This window comes from uncultured Kushneria sp., assembly GCF_947497025.1.
Taxonomy (GTDB): domain Bacteria; phylum Pseudomonadota; class Gammaproteobacteria; order Pseudomonadales; family Halomonadaceae; genus Kushneria.
In genome coordinates this window covers 92,485-108,969 of record NZ_CANMFC010000001.1, presented here as the reverse complement: position 1 = coordinate 108,969, position 16,485 = coordinate 92,485, and the positions used below count along the sequence as shown (strand labels likewise).

Genomic DNA, 16,485 nt, shown 5'->3' with positions numbered 1-16,485 from the left:
CGACGCCACCGGAGAGCGCATGCGCCACCCTGAAGTCTTCGGCCCCAACGTGGCACAGCGTCAGCCATCCAATGACACCTGATACCCATCAACGAAAAATCAGACACCGCTGTACGCTGATCATGTTAGCGTTTGCCATCACGCTGGTGCTGTTCATGTGGCAGGGTGCACGGCTGGCCCGTGATCAGGCACTGACGGAGCTGCGGCACACCGCCGGTAACGCCCTGCAGCTGTCTCGCGCCAACCTGATCGGCCGCCTCACCCGCCACGACTATCTGCCCCACCTGCTCGCCACCCGTGAAAGCGTGCGCCGCTTTCTCGCCCAAAAAGAGGATGAGCGCGATACCTTGGCGCTCAACCAGCTGCTGGATCGCGCCCGCGCTTATGCCGATGTGTCGGATATCTACCTGCTTGATCATGACGGCACCACCATTGCCGCCAGCAACTGGCAGCGCACCGACAGCTTCATGGGGCAGAACTACGCCTTTCGCGGCTACTATCGGCAGGCGATCAATGGCCGCAGCGGCCGCTTCCATGCCCTTGGCACGCAGTCGGGCGCGCGCGGGTACTATTTTTCGGCCCCGGTCCGGGCCCGTGGCCACGCCTCCAACACGCCACCCGATGGCGTGATGGTGGTCAAGGTAGGACTCGGAGAGATCGAACGTGAATGGCAAGGCCTCGACGCCACGCTGCTGGTGGCCGACATCAACGGCATCGTCTTCATGGCCAGTGATCCCGCCCTGCGCCTGACGGCCCTTCAACCGATCTCGGAGAGCGCCCGTGATGGGCTGCTGTCCACCCGACGCTACGCCGATGAACCACTGCCCGAAGCCGGGCTCGACGTGCTCGAAACCGCTCCAGGCGGCGCCCGGCAGCTACGCCTTGACCATCAGGACTATTTGAATCTTTCACAGCCGCTGGCGCGCTTTAACTGGAGCCTGCACATTCTGCAACCGATGACCCCGATCATTCAGGCACAGTGGCTGGGCGCGCTGGGGGCCGGCGGCAGCTGGATGCTGATCGCCCTCGGGAGCGCCATCGGCTGGCAGCGTCGCCGATTGCGCCGTGAGCGCGAGCGCTTCGCCGAACGCGAGCGCCATACCCTGGCGCACGCTCGCGACGAGCTGGAGCGCCACGTGGCAGCCCGTACCCGCGAACTGGTCACCTCCAACCGCCATCTCTCCCAGGAGATAGAAGAACGAAAGCGCGCCGAGGAGAGCCTGCGCCAGACGCGTGATGAGCTGGTGCAGGCAGCCCGGCTGGCGGTGCTGGGGCAATTGGCCGCCAGCATCAACCACGAACTCAACCAGCCCCTTGGTGCCATTCGGGCCTATGCTGACAACGCCCGGACATTACTGGCACGTCACCGCATCGATGAAGCCGATACCAATCTGGCGCAGATTGCCGAGCTGGTCGAGCGCATGGCGACCATCAGCGCCCAGTTACGCCAGTTCTCTCGCAAGGGGGGCGAGATATTGACCGATGTCTCGGTGCAGGCGTGCTTTGACTATGCGCTGCGTCTTTTTCGCGCTCGTCTGGAGGCGTCAGACATCACGGTCGTGTCGCAAATGAGTGAGGCGACCTGCTGGGTGCGTGCCGACCCGATACGCCTTGAGCAGGTGCTGGTCAATCTGATCGGCAATGCTCAGCAGGCGATGAACGACAGCGTCGAACGGCAGTTGATCCTGGTCGTCGAAAATAACGACGACCGGGTTATCCTGAGCGTTGCCGACAGCGGCCCGGGGCTCAGCAGGGAAGCGCTTGACCATCTCTTCGAGCCTTTTTATACCACCCGCCCCGCCGGCAACGGTCTGGGGCTGGGGCTGTCCATCTCGCAGCGCATTATCAGCGACCTCGGCGGCCGACTCGAAGCCCGCAATCGTCCCGAAGGTGGCGCCCTGTTCATGATCCATCTGCCCGCCGCCAACATCCCGGATTCACCACCATTAGAGCGCCCTGCTGATGCCTGACCGTCCAGCCACGCCAGTGATCATCGTCGATGATGAACCCCACATGCGCTTCACCACCGGCCAGACACTGGAGCTGGCCGGCTACCAGCCGCTCCTGGTGGCCAGCGCAGAGAAGGCACTGGAAGCACTGGCGCGGGATTTCCCCGGGGTGCTGATCAGCGATATCCGCATGCCGGGCATGGATGGCATGGCGCTACTGCGTGAGGTGCACGCCCGCGACCCGGAGCTGCCGGTGATCCTGATCACCGGTCATGGCGACGTCTCCACCGCGGTCACCGCCATGCGCGATGGCGCCTGGGACTTCGTCGAGAAGCCCTTTGCCGGCGATGAGCTGATAGAAGTGGTACGCCGCGCCGCCGAGACGCGCCGGCTGGCCCTGGAGAACCGCCACCTGCGCGCCGAGCTGGAAGCCCAGCAGTCGGCGCCGGGGCCGCGACTGGTAGGGCGCACGACAGCGATCGCCCAGCTGGCCACCATGGTGTCACGCATCAGTCAGGTCGAGGCCGATGTTCTGCTCTTCGGTGAGACCGGCGCCGGCAAGGATCTGGTCGCCCGCGCCATCCATGAGCGCAGCCGCCGCAGTGGCGCGCCCTTTGTCGCCATCAACTGCGGCGCGGTGCCGGAGAGCATTATCGAGTCGGAGCTGTTCGGTCACGAAAAGGGGGCCTTCACCGGCGCGGTAGAGCGACGTATCGGAAAGTTCGAGTACGCCCAGGGGGGAACCGTCTTTCTCGACGAGATCGAATCCATGCCGCAGACTCTGCAGGTGCGGCTGCTGCGGGTACTCCAGGAGCGCGCTATCGAACGACTCGGCGCCAATGAGGCCATCGATCTGGATATCCGTGTGATCGCCGCTACCAAGGCGGATCTGAAAGTCGCCGCCGAGCAGGGACGCTTTCGCGAGGACCTCTACTACCGGCTCAACGTGGTCACCCTGCCCATCCCACCGCTGCGTGAGCGGCGCGAGGATATTCCGCTTTTGTTCCAGCACTTTGCCGTGGTCGCGGCGACCCGTAGCGGCCTTGAGGCGCCCCCGCTCGACAGCGCCGGCGTATCCGTACTGCTGGCCCATGACTGGCCCGGCAACGTGCGCGAACTGCGCAATCTTGCCGAGCGCTATGTGCTGATTGGCAGTGCCCACGATTACCGCCTGGACATTCTGCTCGGCAGCATTGAAGGCGATGGCCGCGAGCTGTCCCTGGCCCGCCAGGTGGAGATGTTCGAAAGGAGTCTTATCGATCAGGCGCTGGCCCGCTGTCGCGGCCGCATCAGCGAGGCCTGTGAGTATCTCGATGTGCCGAGAAAAACCCTCTATGACAAGCTGAAAAGGCATGACCTGCGTGCCGAAGCGTATCGCCGTGAAGGCAGCGATGACCACTGAGCGCCGCCTTTGACCGTTCGAAAGCGGTTCTGCCTCCGTCTCAACACGGCTTTCACCGTTATACTTTAGCCTCGAACAGCGCCCATTCGACGGCGCTGGCTGACGCTTTCCCTTCCTAATCACACCGTTGTGCGGATTTCCGCACACCTTCCATGGACGAAAGTGCGGGTATCCGCCACCAAACCGCCTTTTTCCACGCGACCAAAGTTGAAACAAAAAGTTTCAAATCACTGAAATTGTTAAACAAAATGGCAAATGGCGCATCGCTTGCCACTCCCGACATGTGACGTACAACGACGCCGTGGTCGGTGTCCTTCAAAAAAGTTTAATCATAACGGGAGCTCCATCATGCCAACCCTGTCACGCAGAACCCTTGCCCTGACTGTCGCGGCTTCCATGACGACGGCGGCCTCGCTGGCCATCGTCGGCGCGGCCCGGGCCGGCGATAGCGTTGACCGCAGTGACTGGCCGAACAGTATCACCGTGGCCACTGCCAGCCAGGGCGGAACCTACTACGTCTATGGTTCCGGCTGGGCCAACCTGATCGCTGATGAACTGGGTATTTCCGGCGGCGGCGAGATCACCGGCGGCCCGACACAAAACATGGCACTGGTGCACAGCGGCGATGTCGCGCTGGGACTGACCACCATGGGTCCCGCGGCCCAGGCCCTCAACGGCGAGAGTCCGCTGGCGCCGGGCATGAAGATGAACAACGTCTGTGCGCTGTTCCCGATGTATGAAACCCCCTTCTCGGTGGCCGCCCTCTCTAGCAGTGGTATCGACAGCATCGACAGCATCCCCGATGGCGCCCGTATCGGTTTCGGCCCGGCGGCATCTACCTCCGACACCTACTTCCCGGCGATTCTCTCCGAACTGGGCGTGGAGTATGAGCGCCGCAACGGCGGCTGGTCCGATCTCGGCAGTCAGCTGCAGGATGGTCTGATCGACGTGGTCGCCTTTGCGGCCGGCATCCCCATCCCGGCCGTCAGTCAGCTGGAAGTACAGACCGGCGTCAACTTCATCGAGTTCACCGAAGCGCAGCAGGAGGAAGTCGTCAACGACTTCCCGGTCGCGCCGTTCACCATTCCCGCCAGTACATACAGCACGCTGGGTCACGACCTGCGTGCCGTATCGATGTGGAACTTCACCATAGCCAACTGCGATCTGCCTGAAGAGTTTGTTTACCAGGTCGTCAGGCTGAGCATGGAAAACAACGACCGCATGCGCGACATCCACCGCAGCGCGGCCAGCAGCGTGCCGGAGAACCTCAAGTACAACACCATACTGCCCTACCACCCGGGGGCCGTGCGCTGGTACGAGGAGAACGGTTACGACATCGACCCCTCTCTGATCCGTCAGTAAGACTCGTCGCCGCCTCGTGCGCGGGGCGGTGCCGTTTTTTGAATCCCTCGGGGTGATCACCATGTCCAACCAGTACAAGAACCAGACGCCCGGAGATGACATGATCATCGCCGACGGCGTTGACAATGATGTCGTCGAGCCGACCCGACGCGTCTTCTCCGGCGGACTCTGGTGGCTGTTCGCCGCCATGGCCGTGGCCTATACCAGCTTTCACCTGATTTCGCTCAACGTCTATCCAATCGAGACCTGGACGTTTCGTATCCTGCACGTCTGCGGCGCGCTGATCCTCGGCTTCGGTCTCTATACCGGGGCGCGCTTCGCCGAGGAGGGTGGCAGAACCTCGCCGCGCTGGCTGGACGGTCTTGCGGCCGCCATGCTGCTGCCCGCCCTCTACGCGCTGGTCCAGGTCTTCATGATGCGCCAGGCCATGGCCGACGGTGCCATGCGCATTGATCCGGCCACCGAGACCTGGCACTTCGGCGCCCCGCTGATCGCGGCTACCGTGGGGGCCATCGTGCTCTCCTGGGTGATTCGCCGCCCGCGCAGCCATCTCCCCATCGCCGAGCTAGTGCTGATGGTCTGCGCCGCCACCGCCTCCAGCTATCTGCTGCTGATGTTCAATTCACCCATGCGCGCCTCGACCGGTACCGCCTTTGCCCCGATCGGTATCTCGTGGGCGGCGATCGCCGGCTCGCTGCTGATTCTGGAGCTGACCCGCCGGGTGGCGGGCATGGCGCTGGTGATCATCGCCGCCATCTTTATCGCCTATGTCTTTGCAGGCCCTTTCCTGCCGGGGTTTCTCGGCTATCCGGGACTGACGCTCAACCGCTTTTTCAGCCAGGTCTATACCGATGCCGGCGTGCTGGGGCCGACGACCGCGGTCTCCTCCACCTATATCATTCTGTTCATTATCTTTGCCGCCTTTCTGCAGGCGTCAAAGGTGGGGGATTACTTCGTCAATTTCGCCTTTGCCGCGGCCGGTCGCGCCCGCGGTGGCCCGGCCAAGGTCTCCATTTTCGCCTCCGGCCTGATGGGCATGATCAACGGCACCAGCGCCGGCAACGTCGTCTCTACAGGCTCGCTGACCATCCCGTTGATGAAACGGGTGGGCTACCCGGGTCGCAGTGCCGGCGCCATCGAGGCTGCCGCCTCGACGGGGGGACAGATCATGCCGCCGATCATGGGGGCAGGCGCCTTCATCATGGCCGAGATCACCGGCATTCCCTATACCGAAATCGCGATCGCCGCGGTCATTCCGGCCATTCTCTATTTCGCGTCGGTCTACTTCATGGTCGACTTCGAAGCCGCCCGCAAGGGCATGCGGGGCATGACCCGCGACGAGACTCCCAAGTTCTCGAAACTGGCGCGCCACGCCTATCTGTTCGCGCCCATCATCATTCTGGTGGCGGCGCTGTTCATGGGCTATTCGGTGATCCGCGCCGGCACCCTGGCCACCGCCTCGGCCGCCATTGTCAGCTGGATCTCGCCCAACAAGATGGGACCGGCAGCCGTTCTGCGCGCCCTGCAGCTGGGGGGCACGATGTCGATCCAGATCATTGCGGTCTGTGCCTGCGCCGGTCTGATTGTCGGCGTCATCGGGCTTACCGGAGTGGGCGCGCGCTTCTCCTCGCTGCTGCTGGGTCTGGCAGGCGTCAGCCAGCTGCTGGCGCTGTTCTTCGCCATGCTGATCAGCATTTTGCTGGGGATGGGCATGCCCACCACCGCCGCCTATGCAGTGGCAGCCTCGGTGGTGGCGCCGGGCCTGATCGGCATCGGCATCCAGCCGCTGGTAGCACACTTCTTCGTCTTCTATTTCGCAGTGGTCTCGGCGATTACACCACCAGTGGCATTGGCCTCCTACGCCGCAGCAGGCATTTCGGGAGATAATGCCATGGGCACCTCGGTGGCCTCGTTCAGGATCGGGCTGGCAGCCTTTATCGTGCCTTTCATGTTCTTCTACAGTCCGGCGATGCTGATGGAAGGCAGCTGGCTACAGATCGCTCGCGTTGGCGTGACCGCCACCATGGGCATCGTGCTGCTCTCCGCCACCGTTCAGGCCTGGTTCTTCGGACCGGTGAAGGTCTGGCAGCGGGCCGTGATGTTGATCGGGGCGCTGTGCATGATCTATGGCGGGATCTATACCGACCTGGCCGGCATCGCCATCGCTGCCGGGCTGATCGTCATGCAACGTCGTCGCCACAACGGCAGCAACACGCCGAGGATGGCAACGATCTGAACAGGGGCGGTCGCCATGACAGGGCCCCGCTTGCCGGGGCCCCTGTCCGGGACGTTCAGGCATACACCGGCGTATAGCGCTCCAGCGCCTTTTCAAGGGCGGCCACGCCTGACGGTACATCCACCTGATAGCCCAGCGTCCTGATGCTTGCCCCCAGCGCATGCAGGGTGCGAAACAGATGGTGCGTCCGGCACTGTTCGCCCATCTGTCCGATACGCACGATGTTGGCCCCGAAAGCGCCGGAGATCTCCACGCCGTGATGGCGCGAGATGTGCTGCATCAGCTCAGCCTGGGCCAGCCCCTCGGGCAGGTGAATGCCCACCACCGAGTTCAGCCGGGACGGCCCTTCGATGTAGAGCTCAAGCCCAAGTCCCTCAATGCCGGTCTGTAATGCCCGCGAACAGCGTAAATGGCGATCAAAACGTCGGGGCAGGGTCTCCTGACAGACCAGTCGCAGCGCCTCGTGCAGCGCCAGAATGCCCGAGACCGGCGCCGTATAGTGATAGGACTTGTTGTACCAGAACTGATGCGCCAGCCGCGCATCGAGACACCAGTGGGTCAGGGTGCGTTCACGACGCTCGATGACGTCCCAGGCCCGGTCGGAAAAAGCCACCAGCGACACGCCGGGAATCGAGCTCAGTCCCTTCTGCCCGCCGGTAATCACCACGTCTACCCCCCAGGCATCCATCTCCAGCGGCATGGTGCTCAGCGTACAGACCGCGTCACAGATCACCAGACAATCCGCCTCGGCCGCCACTCGACAGATGACCGGCAGGGCATGGTTAAACACGGTGCTGGAGGTTTCCCCCTGCACGATGGTCAACACGCGCGGGCGATGCGTACGAATCGCCTCGATGACATCGGCCTCACTGGCGGCACAGGTGGCGCCGGCATCCACTTCCATGACGTCACCGCCAGCACGGCGGGCCATCTCGCCCAGGCGACTGCTGAAAAAGCCGTTATTGACCGTCAGCACCCGTGTGCCGGGGTCGACCAGATTGATGACCGCCATTTCCATCGCCGCCGAACCGGGGCCTGCCACCCCTAGGATATGGCGTGACTCGGTTTGAAAGACGTAGCGCGACATCGCCTTGACCTGCTCGATGATGCGCGCCATGGTCTCGCCCAGATGGTTGATCACGATGCCATTGGCCGCTGCCACCCTCGCTGGAATGGGCACGGGGCCCGCGCCCATCATGAGCAGTGGCTCATCGGGCAAGATACTTTCCAGGGGTTCGATATCGGGCACGCTATAAGGCATCACCATCTCCTTGAGATGACATCAGGCAGGGTTAAAGCGCCGTAGCATCGGCACAGAATTTCCAGTATGCACACGGTCTGAAAACGTCGACAAGCGCCGGATCAGGTTTGTCTGATCAGGACGATGCCGTAGAACAAAAGAGGAGAAAGGGGCGTTTGACAGAGGCCTGCAGAAGCCGGGCGGCCCCTGCAGGAAGCGACGATGGGCTTAAACGTTGTCCCAGTGCATGGTGTTATCGAATGCGCCTGGCAGCAGTGCAGTGACGGCGCGAACCCGCTGCATGAGGGTTAAATAGTCCTCGGCCACCACATTGATATGGGCCAGCTTGCGACCGCTGCGCGCCGCCTTGCCATAGCGGTGCAGGTGTACGCCATCAAGCGCCAGCAGTTCGACAATATCGCCCTCCTCGCCGATGACATTGACCATGCAGGTCAGACCGCGCGCGTGGGTATCGCCCAGTGGCAGCCCGGCGATGGCGCGCAGGTGATTCTCGAACTGACTGGTGACCGCACCATTCATGGTCCAGTGGCCGGAGTTGTGCACCCGCGGGGCCATCTCGTTGGCCAACAGCCGGCCGTCACGGGTCTGGAAAAGCTCCAGCGACAGCACGCCGACATAGTCCAGCTCGTCGAGCAGGGCCTGAATATAGCCATCTGCCGTGGACTGCAGGGCCGCATCAACATCCGGCAATGGCGCTACCGAATAGCGCAGGATGCCCTCTTCATGCTGGTTTTGCGTGATCGGGTACGAGCGCACTTCTCCACCGCGTCCGCGCACGGCAATCAGGGACACTTCCCGCACGAAATCCACGAACGCCTCGACCACCAGCTGATCATGACCAATGCTCTGCCAGGCATCATGGGCCTGCTCGGGCGCACGCAAAACAAACTGGCCCTTGCCGTCATAGCCTTCAGTCGTGGACTTGGCCACCACCGGGCAACCCAGCTCGCGCGCCGCCGCTTCCAGCGCCTCGGCGCTGTCGACCAGACGATAGTCGGGGGTGGGTATGCCGAGCCGCGAGAACAATTCTTTCTCTTTGGCGCGATGCTGACATACCGCAATGGCGCGGCTTGACGGGTAGACCGGGCGCACCTGCTCGATGCGCTCCAGAAGCGTCACCGGCAGGTGCTCGAATTCATAGGTGACCACATCAGAGCAGGCAATGAACTCTTCGAGCGTGGCGTCATCGCTGCCGGCCAGGATGTCGCCAATCCCGGCGCTGGGCGTACCGCTGGGGTCCAGAAGCGTAAACCGCTGACCCAGCGGCAGGCCCGCCAGCGCCATCATGCGTCCGAGCTGTCCTGCTCCCAGAATGCCGATCTGCATGGCCATCTCTCACTCATCAACAGGGGTAAAGAAATCTGCGCCAGTACTGTTTTTAAAAGTACTGTTCTTGAAAGTACTATTGCTAACCGTACTATTCTGCGCTCGGGTCGGGATTATCCAGTACGGTCCGGGTCTGTTCGGCGCGGAAGGCCTCGACGGCACGGCGCACCTCACGGTCATGGGTCCCGATGATCTGGGCGGCCAAAAGCCCCGCATTGGTGGCCCCGGCCTTGCCGATGGCCAGCGTCCCCACGGCGATGCCGCCCGGCATCTGAGCGATCGAGAGCAGCGAATCCATGCCCTTGAGCGCCTTCGATTCCACCGGCACGCCGAGTACGGGCAGCGGCGTTTTCGAGGCCACCATGCCGGGCAGGTGCGCGGCGCCACCGGCGCCGGCAATGATCACTTCAATGCCCCGCTCGGCGGCGGTGCTGGCATATTCAAACATCAGATCGGGCGTACGATGGGCGGACACCACACGTGTCTCGTAAGCCACACCAAGACGCGTCAGCATGTTGACGGCATGCTCCATCACCGGCCAGTCCGACTTCGATCCCATGATCACTCCCACACGCGGCTGCATCGGCACTCCCCTTTCGGCAATGAACATTCGACAGGAAACAGTGCAGCGCCGGCGATGGCCGCGGCGCTGCGTCATGTTGGAAAACCGTGCAGGATACTCGCTCGGGTCGGGAGGGGGAAGTCACGACAGCCCGGGTGGTGTCGCTTCAGCGACCGGCCACCGCATCGAGGGCATGCTCAACCTGAGGTGCGAAAGCGTTCGGGAACGGTGCGCTCAAAACTTTCGCGCTGGCGAATGTTGTCCCACCAGCGCTGCACGCCCGGAAAATCCGCCATGATCTCGCGGCCTTCCGGTGTCATGACCACATAGGCCATGATCGGCGCCAGCAGAAAGTCCACATAAGAGATGGGGCCGGCGATCAGCCAGGTGCGGGTGGCCAGCGACTGCTCCAGCAGCGAGAACTGATGGCGTACCTCTGGCAGGGCTGCGGCAATCACGGTTTCATCGACCGGGCGCTGCAGCAACGGATTGATGACGCGCTGCCAGGCCAGCTCCATGATCATGGTCTGGTAGTAATAGTTGTTGATCACCGCCGCCCACTGGCGCATGTCGACGCGATCATCCAGCTGGCGTGGCACCAGCGCAGGCGACGGAAAATGCCCTTCCAGAAACTCGGCGATGGCGTCGGTTTCATACAGGATGCGACCGCCGGTCTCCAGGGCCGGCACCTTGCCAAAGGGATGGCGGCGCAAGTGCTCGGGGGTATGGGTTTCCCCCTTGAGCACATCGACCGAGACCTGATCGTAGGTCACGCCCTTTTCCATAAAGAGCATACGCACCGTACGCACGTAGGTACTGCCATCAAACCCATAAAGCACAAAATCGCTCACGCGCTGACTCCCTGAAGTTTCGGACCCACCGTACTGTGCTCATTCGCCAGCACAGCACGTTTGCAGAATTTAACCCAACCGTAGACGTATCGGTCCGCGATACGCCACCTCGGGGGACAGACGATGCCCGCGGGCCAGCATGTCGAGTCGACCCTCGCGAGCAAGATCCAGGGCAACCCGGCGAACATCGCCCATGTGATCGCGCCAGTGCTGCTCATCAAACAGCGCGCGCGCCGCCTCTGATGGACAAAAGCTCTTGTCACGACCTCGATGCTCGGCCAGGGCCATCAGCGTCTCGGCAACGGTGCTGTCATCGGAATCACTCATGGCGCGATACCATTGTGCTGTCGTGCACAAAACAGAGCTTGTTACCTTCGATATCGCGGCAGTAGGCGGCGTAAAAATCCGGCCCATAGCAGTCGCGCACGCCCGGCGGACCTTCACTGACGCCACCGCAGGTCATGACCCGGCGCCAGACATCGTCAACGCTTTCGCGACAGGGCGACATGAAGCTGATCTGAGCGCCGTTGCCCCAGGTCGCCGGCAGGCCGTTGAAGGGGTACTGAATGACAAATAGCGGCCATTGCCTGCCCGGATAATGCCAGATGGCATCGGGCGGGCCGCCATCGCGTTCGCTGGGCAGGCGAATCAGACCGAGCGGTTCCAGCACATGATCATAGAAGGCGGCCAGACGAGGCAGGTCACGAGCCCCAAGCTGAATATGGGTAAACATGGTTCTAGGCGCGCTCCCTGCCAATGGAGGGGGGCACGCAAGGCGCTATGGCGAGACAGCAGGAACAGGCGTGCCGACAGACAGTACTCATGCGGCAGAACTCCTCGGAGTTGTTATTGGGGAGTAAGCTTTTCAGCCGATGTCCTCATACCATAGCCAGCCTTTCAGGCCGTGACATTACCCTTTTTGTGACGATGCGTATGCACCGCCGGGGGCGCAATATCTAGCGACACAGGCCGTAACCGCGCATGCCAAGATGAAAGTGATCGCGATGGGCAGCGTTGTATTCCGGCCCCAGCGAGTTGCCGAACACATCGCAACTGCCCTCGAAGGCACGTCTCAGGAGCGCGCCCCGGGGCCCTTCATCCTGCCAGTGCCCGGCGACCGTCGTGCGGGTCTGACTCAGACGAAATCCGATGACATCGAACGCTTCGGCGGTAGCATGTTCACTGCGCCGACCGCTGTCGCGGTGATAGACATTGCGACAGGCAAAGCTGCCGACGTGATCGACCCGGGTGACGTCCTGCCCGAAAAGCTCGCGTGCGAGCGGCTGGAGACGCTGTCGCTCAAACACCACCCAGGAGAGCGCCAGCGGGCAGCTGGCCAGAAAGCTGGCGCTGAACTGCACCGACGTTGAGCGCACCCGTACGGCGTGATCAAGCCGACACGCGCCGATCTCGGGACTGCCGACTTCGGTGTAATCGATGGCGCTCTGCTCCCGTGCCCGGGCCAGGGCGGCCAGACAGCGCTGCGGGTCCTGCCCCAGCGCCTTGAGCTTGAAACGAGTGATCGGCGTCAGCGGATCATCCACATCAAATGGCGCAAAGGGGTTGTACTGCGACGGGACGCGTTCGCTGCCCGGCCACTGCTGCCAGAGCCCTGTCGCCACCAGCACGGGGATCAACAAAACAATCAGTACGACGTAGCGCACGTCCCCTCCGAGCCACTCGACAGGCAAAAAAAATCCCGCATGGCGAACATGCGGGACAGAAGGGGGTGTTGCAATGCATCAACGATGCAAAATGAAGCAGATTCGAGTCTGGCGGCTCGAATCACGATCAAGGATAAGGATGAAACGGTTAACGGACTAATCATCATTGCGGATCATCAGGATAGGCATATGTAATCAGGTCGGGCACAAAACCCGACCTGACACTATGACCGCCCAATACCAGCCTCATTCCTGCTCGATCTGCCCGGTACCCCGTCCTCGATGGATGCGGCGATTTTTCACATCCGGTGAGCGACGAATACGTTCAACGTGGGTATCGGACATCTCATCGGCCTCAAAGGCATCCGCTCCGACCGGCGTTTCATTATGCTGACGATAAAGATTGAGCAGCATCTGTTTGCGATCGGCGCGCAGCTCCTTGAGCAGTACATAGACCATGCCATAGATGATCAGTGTAAACGGCAGTGCCGAGACCACGGCGGCCGACTGCAGACCGCTGAGACCGCTTTCGCCCCCTGCCGAAATCAGGATCAGACAGATCGCCGCGATCAAAATGCCCCATGTCACCCGCTTGTAAAGCGGCGGGTTGAGCGAGCCCTTGTCGGTCATCTGCCCCACGATGTAGGCCGCCGAATCAGCCGAAGTCACCAGAAAGATGAAGATCAGGATCATGGCCACAATCGACAGCGGGAAGGAGAACGGCATCTGATCAAACATCACAAACAGCGCCGAGGTGATGTTGTCGCTGGTCGCCTGAGCCAGATCAGTACCCTGGAAAATATCCATGTGGATGGCGGCACCGCCGAATACCCCGATCCAGAGACAGGCCAACAACGGCGGCACGATCAATACGCCAAAGACATACTGCTTGATGGTCCGTCCGCGCGAGATGCGTGCCACAAAGGTGCCGACAAACGGTGACCAGGCAATGACCCAGGCCCAGTAGAACACGGTCCAGCTGCTGGCCCAGTCAGTATCGGTGTAAGGACTCAGACGCAGGCTCATGGAGAAAAAGTTCTGCAGATAGTCCCCAAGCCCCGTGGTAATGGTGCCCAGAATGGCCACGGTCGGCCCGGTAATCAGAACGTAGGCCATCAGGGCCAGACACAGCGCCATGTTGATATTGGACAGACGCTTGATGCCCTTGTCGAGCCCTGAAACGGTCGACAGCATATAGCAGACAAACATCGCAAACAGGATGATGGCCTGCCACATCAACCCTTCGGAGACATCAAACACGGCGTGCAGACCGCCGTTGATCTGCAGCACCGCCAGACCAATGGAAGTGGCAACCCCCATCACAGTCGCCACTACGGCAAAGGTATTGAGTATGCCACCGGCGAGAACGCGACCCTTGCCAAGCTTCGCCGTCAGTGGGGACATGACCGTTGACACCAGCCCCGTCTGTCCCTTGCGAAACTGGGTATAGGCAATGATCAGGCCCACCACTGAAAAGGCGGCCCACTGGTGCACGCCCCAGTTGAAAAACGCGTACTGAATGGCCAGCCGCGCCGCTTCAGGCGTCTCACCTTCCACATCTCCGAAAGGCGGGTTGGCAAAGTGCGTCATCGGCTCGGCCATGCCGTAAAACACCAGCCCTACCCCGAAACCGGCCGCCAGCAGCATGCTGACCCACGAAAAAAAGTCATAGGTTGGCTTGCTTTCCTGAGGCCCAAGACGAATCTTGCCGTATTTGCTGAAGGCCAGTACCAGCAAAAAGATGACAAAGCCGAATACCGAAAAGAGATAGAACCATCCAAAAAGATGGGTAACACCACTCAGTGCAGCACTGGCGCCCTTGCTGAACTGGTCAGGAAAGATGGCACCGATTGCCACAAGCACCACGATGATCATCGTGGACGCGACAAAGACACGCTGTCTGGGAGCAATAGCCATAAATGCGTCGATCCCCTGTCGTTGTTGGAGTGTCATTAAAGACTAGTTCAAAAACATCACCGTCCGTGCCAATGAACGCACCAAATATTCTACCGGTATCAAAAGGCACCCGGGCGGGAAGCATTCATCCGTATCGATCGATGACCGTACATCAAGCGAACGTTTTGCCCACGAAAAAGGGGACACGTCTGTGTCCCCTGTATGTTTTGCGTCGCAGGACGATTATATCATGGCATCAATAACGCCCTCTATCCATAACGGCCCGTTATATAATCCTCGGTCTGCTTTTTCTCGGGGTCGGTAAAGATTTGATCGGTGTGCCCGCATTCGATCAGCTCGCCCAGATACATGAACGCCGTAATGTCGGAAACGCGCGCCGCCTGCTGCATGTTGTGCGTCACGATCACGATCGTATAGTCGGTCTTCAACTCGTGAATCAGATCCTCGATATAGCCGGTCGAGATCGGATCCAGCGCCGAAGTGGGTTCATCCAGCAGGATCACCTCGGGCTTGACCGCAATGGTGCGTGCGATGCAAAGGCGCTGCTGCTGACCGCCGGACAGCGACTGCCCGTTGGTCTTGAGCTTGTCCTTGACCTCGTTCCAGAGTGCGGCCTTTTTCAGCGCCCACTCCACTCGCTCATCCATATCGCGCCGCGACAGGCGCTCATAAAGCTTCACCCCGAAGGCGATATTGTCATACACCGACATCGGGAAGGGCGTCGGCTTTTGAAACACCATGCCGATCCGGGCACGCAGCAGATTGATGTCCACGCCCGAGGCATGGATGTCCTGCCCGTCCAGTAAAATGCCGCCTTCGGTTTTCAGTCCCGGATAAAGATCGTGCATCCGATTGAAACAGCGCAACAGCGTCGACTTGCCACAGCCGGAGGGGCCGATATAGGCCGTGACCTGATTGGATGGAATTTCCATCGAGACGTTCTTGATCGCCTGAAAGCTGCCGTAGTAAAAGTTCAGGTCCTGGACCGACAGCTTGGCAGGGGCTGAAGCATGGGTATGTCCGGAAGCGTTCCGGGAGGTCTGCCTGGGCGCCATGGTGAAATTCTCTGATCGCATGTTCATGAAATGAAAGCCCCTTGATGCTACTTCTGTGAGCGCGCCGCACTGACGCGCGCCAGAATATTGAGAATCAGCACCGCAGCCGTCAGTACCAGTGCTCCGGCCCACGCAAGCGCCACCTGAGCGGGAATAAACGAATTGATGGTCATGTTCTGGTAAAGCACCATCGGCAGGTTGGGCATCTCGCTACCCATGTTGAAAAAATTCCACTGATTGGTGTTGAGCGCCGTAAACAGCAGCGGCGCCGTCTCGCCGCTGATGCGCGCACACCCCAGCAGCACCCCGGTAGTGATCCCCGCCTTCGCACCGCTATAGCAGACCCGGAGCACGATCAGCCAGCGATGCGCCCCCAGCGCCGCGGCGGCTTCACGCAGCGAATTGGGTACCAGCAGCAGCATGTCTTCAGTCGAGCGAATCACGACCGGAATGATGATGACCATCAGCGCTGCCATCCCGGCCCAGCCCGAAAAGTGCCCCATTGGCAGCACGACGACGGCGTAGATATACAGACCGATGATGATCGAAGGTGCCGACAACAGCACATCGTTGATAAAGCGAATGAGACTGGCCAGCCGTGAGCGACCGCCGTATTCGGCAAGCCAGGTGCCAGCCGAGATGCCGATGAGGGTGCCGCCGACGGTGGCCAGTGCCGTCATGATCAAGGAACCCAGAATGGCATTGCCCAGTCCACCACCGGACATGCGGGTGCGCTCGGTAAACACGTCAAGTGACAGGGCCGGTACGCCCTTGGTGACCAGCGTCAGAAGAATCAAAAAAAGCCAGATGACCCCAAAGGCCGAGGCCAGCAGCGACGCCATCATGATGATGCGATTGACCATCCGGCGACGGCGATAGACAGGATTCATGACAGCCTCC

General features: G+C 61.2%; 14 protein-coding genes. 4 read left to right on the top strand and 10 right to left on the bottom strand.

All coding sequences use genetic code 11. The features are described from left to right. The first annotated feature begins 122 nt into the window (after positions 1–122). From Q0931_RS00550 to Q0931_RS00535, 4 genes are all read left to right on the top strand, one after another. A complete protein-coding gene (locus Q0931_RS00550; RefSeq protein ID WP_299256186.1) occupies positions 123–1,970 on the top strand; it encodes an ATP-binding protein in 1,848 nt (615 codons plus the stop codon). Continuing rightward, positions 1,963–3,351, top strand: a complete 1,389-nt coding sequence (locus tag Q0931_RS00545; protein WP_299256184.1) for a sigma-54 dependent transcriptional regulator — start codon at positions 1,963–1,965, stop codon at positions 3,349–3,351. Before Q0931_RS00550 ends, Q0931_RS00545 begins: the two co-directional genes overlap by 8 nt. A 396-nt stretch (positions 3,352–3,747) precedes the next feature. Continuing rightward, the gene (locus Q0931_RS00540; RefSeq protein ID WP_299257224.1) at positions 3,748–4,713 is read left to right on the top strand and encodes a TAXI family TRAP transporter solute-binding subunit; all 966 of its coding nucleotides are present in this window, start codon (positions 3,748–3,750) and stop codon (positions 4,711–4,713) included. A 61-nt stretch (positions 4,714–4,774) separates the two neighbouring features. Next, a complete protein-coding gene (locus tag Q0931_RS00535; protein WP_299256182.1) occupies positions 4,775–6,949 on the top strand; it encodes a TRAP transporter fused permease subunit in 2,175 nt (724 codons plus the stop codon). 55 nt (positions 6,950–7,004) lie between these two features. Here the strand turns inward: Q0931_RS00535 and Q0931_RS00530 are convergent, their stop codons facing one another. From Q0931_RS00530 to pstA, 10 genes are all read right to left on the bottom strand, one after another. Continuing rightward, entirely contained in the window at positions 7,005–8,210 is a 1,206-nt protein-coding gene (locus tag Q0931_RS00530) for an alanine--glyoxylate aminotransferase family protein (RefSeq protein ID WP_299256180.1), read from the bottom strand. A 207-nt stretch (positions 8,211–8,417) separates the two neighbouring features. Continuing rightward, a complete protein-coding gene (locus tag Q0931_RS00525) occupies positions 8,418–9,536 on the bottom strand; it encodes a 5-(carboxyamino)imidazole ribonucleotide synthase (protein WP_299257222.1) in 1,119 nt (372 codons plus the stop codon). A gap of 91 nt (positions 9,537–9,627) precedes the next feature. Further along, positions 9,628–10,119, bottom strand: coding sequence for a 5-(carboxyamino)imidazole ribonucleotide mutase (gene purE / locus Q0931_RS00520; protein ID WP_299256178.1), 492 nt, complete (start codon positions 10,117–10,119; stop codon positions 9,628–9,630). A gap of 176 nt (positions 10,120–10,295) precedes the next feature. Then, on the bottom strand, positions 10,296–10,949 hold the full coding sequence (locus Q0931_RS00515) for a glutathione S-transferase family protein (RefSeq protein WP_299256176.1): 654 nt from the start codon (positions 10,947–10,949) through the stop codon (positions 10,296–10,298). 69 nt (positions 10,950–11,018) lie between these two features. Continuing rightward, complete coding sequence (locus tag Q0931_RS00510; RefSeq protein WP_299256174.1) at positions 11,019–11,276, bottom strand: DUF3253 domain-containing protein; 258 nt, start codon at positions 11,274–11,276, stop codon at positions 11,019–11,021. Further along, positions 11,269–11,682 carry a VOC family protein gene (locus tag Q0931_RS00505; RefSeq protein ID WP_299256172.1) on the bottom strand — a complete coding sequence of 138 codons (414 nt, stop codon included), beginning with the start codon at positions 11,680–11,682 and terminating at the stop codon, positions 11,269–11,271. The genes Q0931_RS00510 and Q0931_RS00505 overlap by 8 nt, the downstream gene beginning before the upstream one ends. A 223-nt stretch (positions 11,683–11,905) precedes the next feature. Beyond that, on the bottom strand, positions 11,906–12,613 hold the full coding sequence (locus Q0931_RS00500; RefSeq protein ID WP_299256170.1) for an extensin family protein: 708 nt from the start codon (positions 12,611–12,613) through the stop codon (positions 11,906–11,908). 246 nt (positions 12,614–12,859) lie between these two features. Continuing rightward, positions 12,860–14,530: a BCCT family transporter gene (locus tag Q0931_RS00495; RefSeq protein WP_299256168.1), complete on the bottom strand. Its 1,671-nt coding sequence runs from the start codon at positions 14,528–14,530 to the stop codon at positions 12,860–12,862. A 248-nt stretch (positions 14,531–14,778) separates the two neighbouring features. Next, positions 14,779–15,612 (bottom strand): phosphate ABC transporter ATP-binding protein PstB, encoded by an 834-nt coding sequence (gene pstB / locus Q0931_RS00490; protein WP_299256165.1) that lies wholly within the window; start codon positions 15,610–15,612, stop codon positions 14,779–14,781. A 20-nt stretch (positions 15,613–15,632) separates the two neighbouring features. Then, positions 15,633–16,475, bottom strand: a complete 843-nt coding sequence (gene pstA / locus Q0931_RS00485) for a phosphate ABC transporter permease PstA (RefSeq protein WP_299256163.1) — start codon at positions 16,473–16,475, stop codon at positions 15,633–15,635. Between the last annotated feature and the right edge of the window lie 10 nt (positions 16,476–16,485).

Excerpts from the sequence above, each read along its gene's own strand:
- Q0931_RS00550 (WP_299256186.1), top strand. The coding sequence starts at position 123 with ATGTTAGCGTTTGCCATCACGCTGGTGCTGTTCATGTGGCAGGGTGCA.
- Q0931_RS00545 (WP_299256184.1), top strand. The coding sequence starts at position 1,963 with ATGCCTGACCGTCCAGCCACGCCAGTGATCATCGTCGATGATGAACCC.
- Q0931_RS00540 (WP_299257224.1), top strand. The coding sequence starts at position 3,748 with ATGACGACGGCGGCCTCGCTGGCCATCGTCGGCGCGGCCCGGGCCGGC.
- Q0931_RS00535 (WP_299256182.1), top strand. The coding sequence starts at position 4,775 with ATGTCCAACCAGTACAAGAACCAGACGCCCGGAGATGACATGATCATC.
- Q0931_RS00530 (WP_299256180.1), bottom strand. The coding sequence starts at position 8,210 with ATGCCTTATAGCGTGCCCGATATCGAACCCCTGGAAAGTATCTTGCCC.
- Q0931_RS00525 (WP_299257222.1), bottom strand. The coding sequence starts at position 9,536 with ATGCAGATCGGCATTCTGGGAGCAGGACAGCTCGGACGCATGATGGCG.
- purE (WP_299256178.1), bottom strand. The coding sequence starts at position 10,119 with ATGCAGCCGCGTGTGGGAGTGATCATGGGATCGAAGTCGGACTGGCCG.
- Q0931_RS00510 (WP_299256174.1), bottom strand. The coding sequence starts at position 11,276 with ATGAGTGATTCCGATGACAGCACCGTTGCCGAGACGCTGATGGCCCTG.
- Q0931_RS00505 (WP_299256172.1), bottom strand. The coding sequence starts at position 11,682 with ATGTTTACCCATATTCAGCTTGGGGCTCGTGACCTGCCTCGTCTGGCC.
- Q0931_RS00495 (WP_299256168.1), bottom strand. The coding sequence starts at position 14,530 with ATGGCTATTGCTCCCAGACAGCGTGTCTTTGTCGCGTCCACGATGATC.
- pstB (WP_299256165.1), bottom strand. The coding sequence starts at position 15,612 with ATGAACATGCGATCAGAGAATTTCACCATGGCGCCCAGGCAGACCTCC.
- pstA (WP_299256163.1), bottom strand. The coding sequence starts at position 16,475 with ATGAATCCTGTCTATCGCCGTCGCCGGATGGTCAATCGCATCATCATG.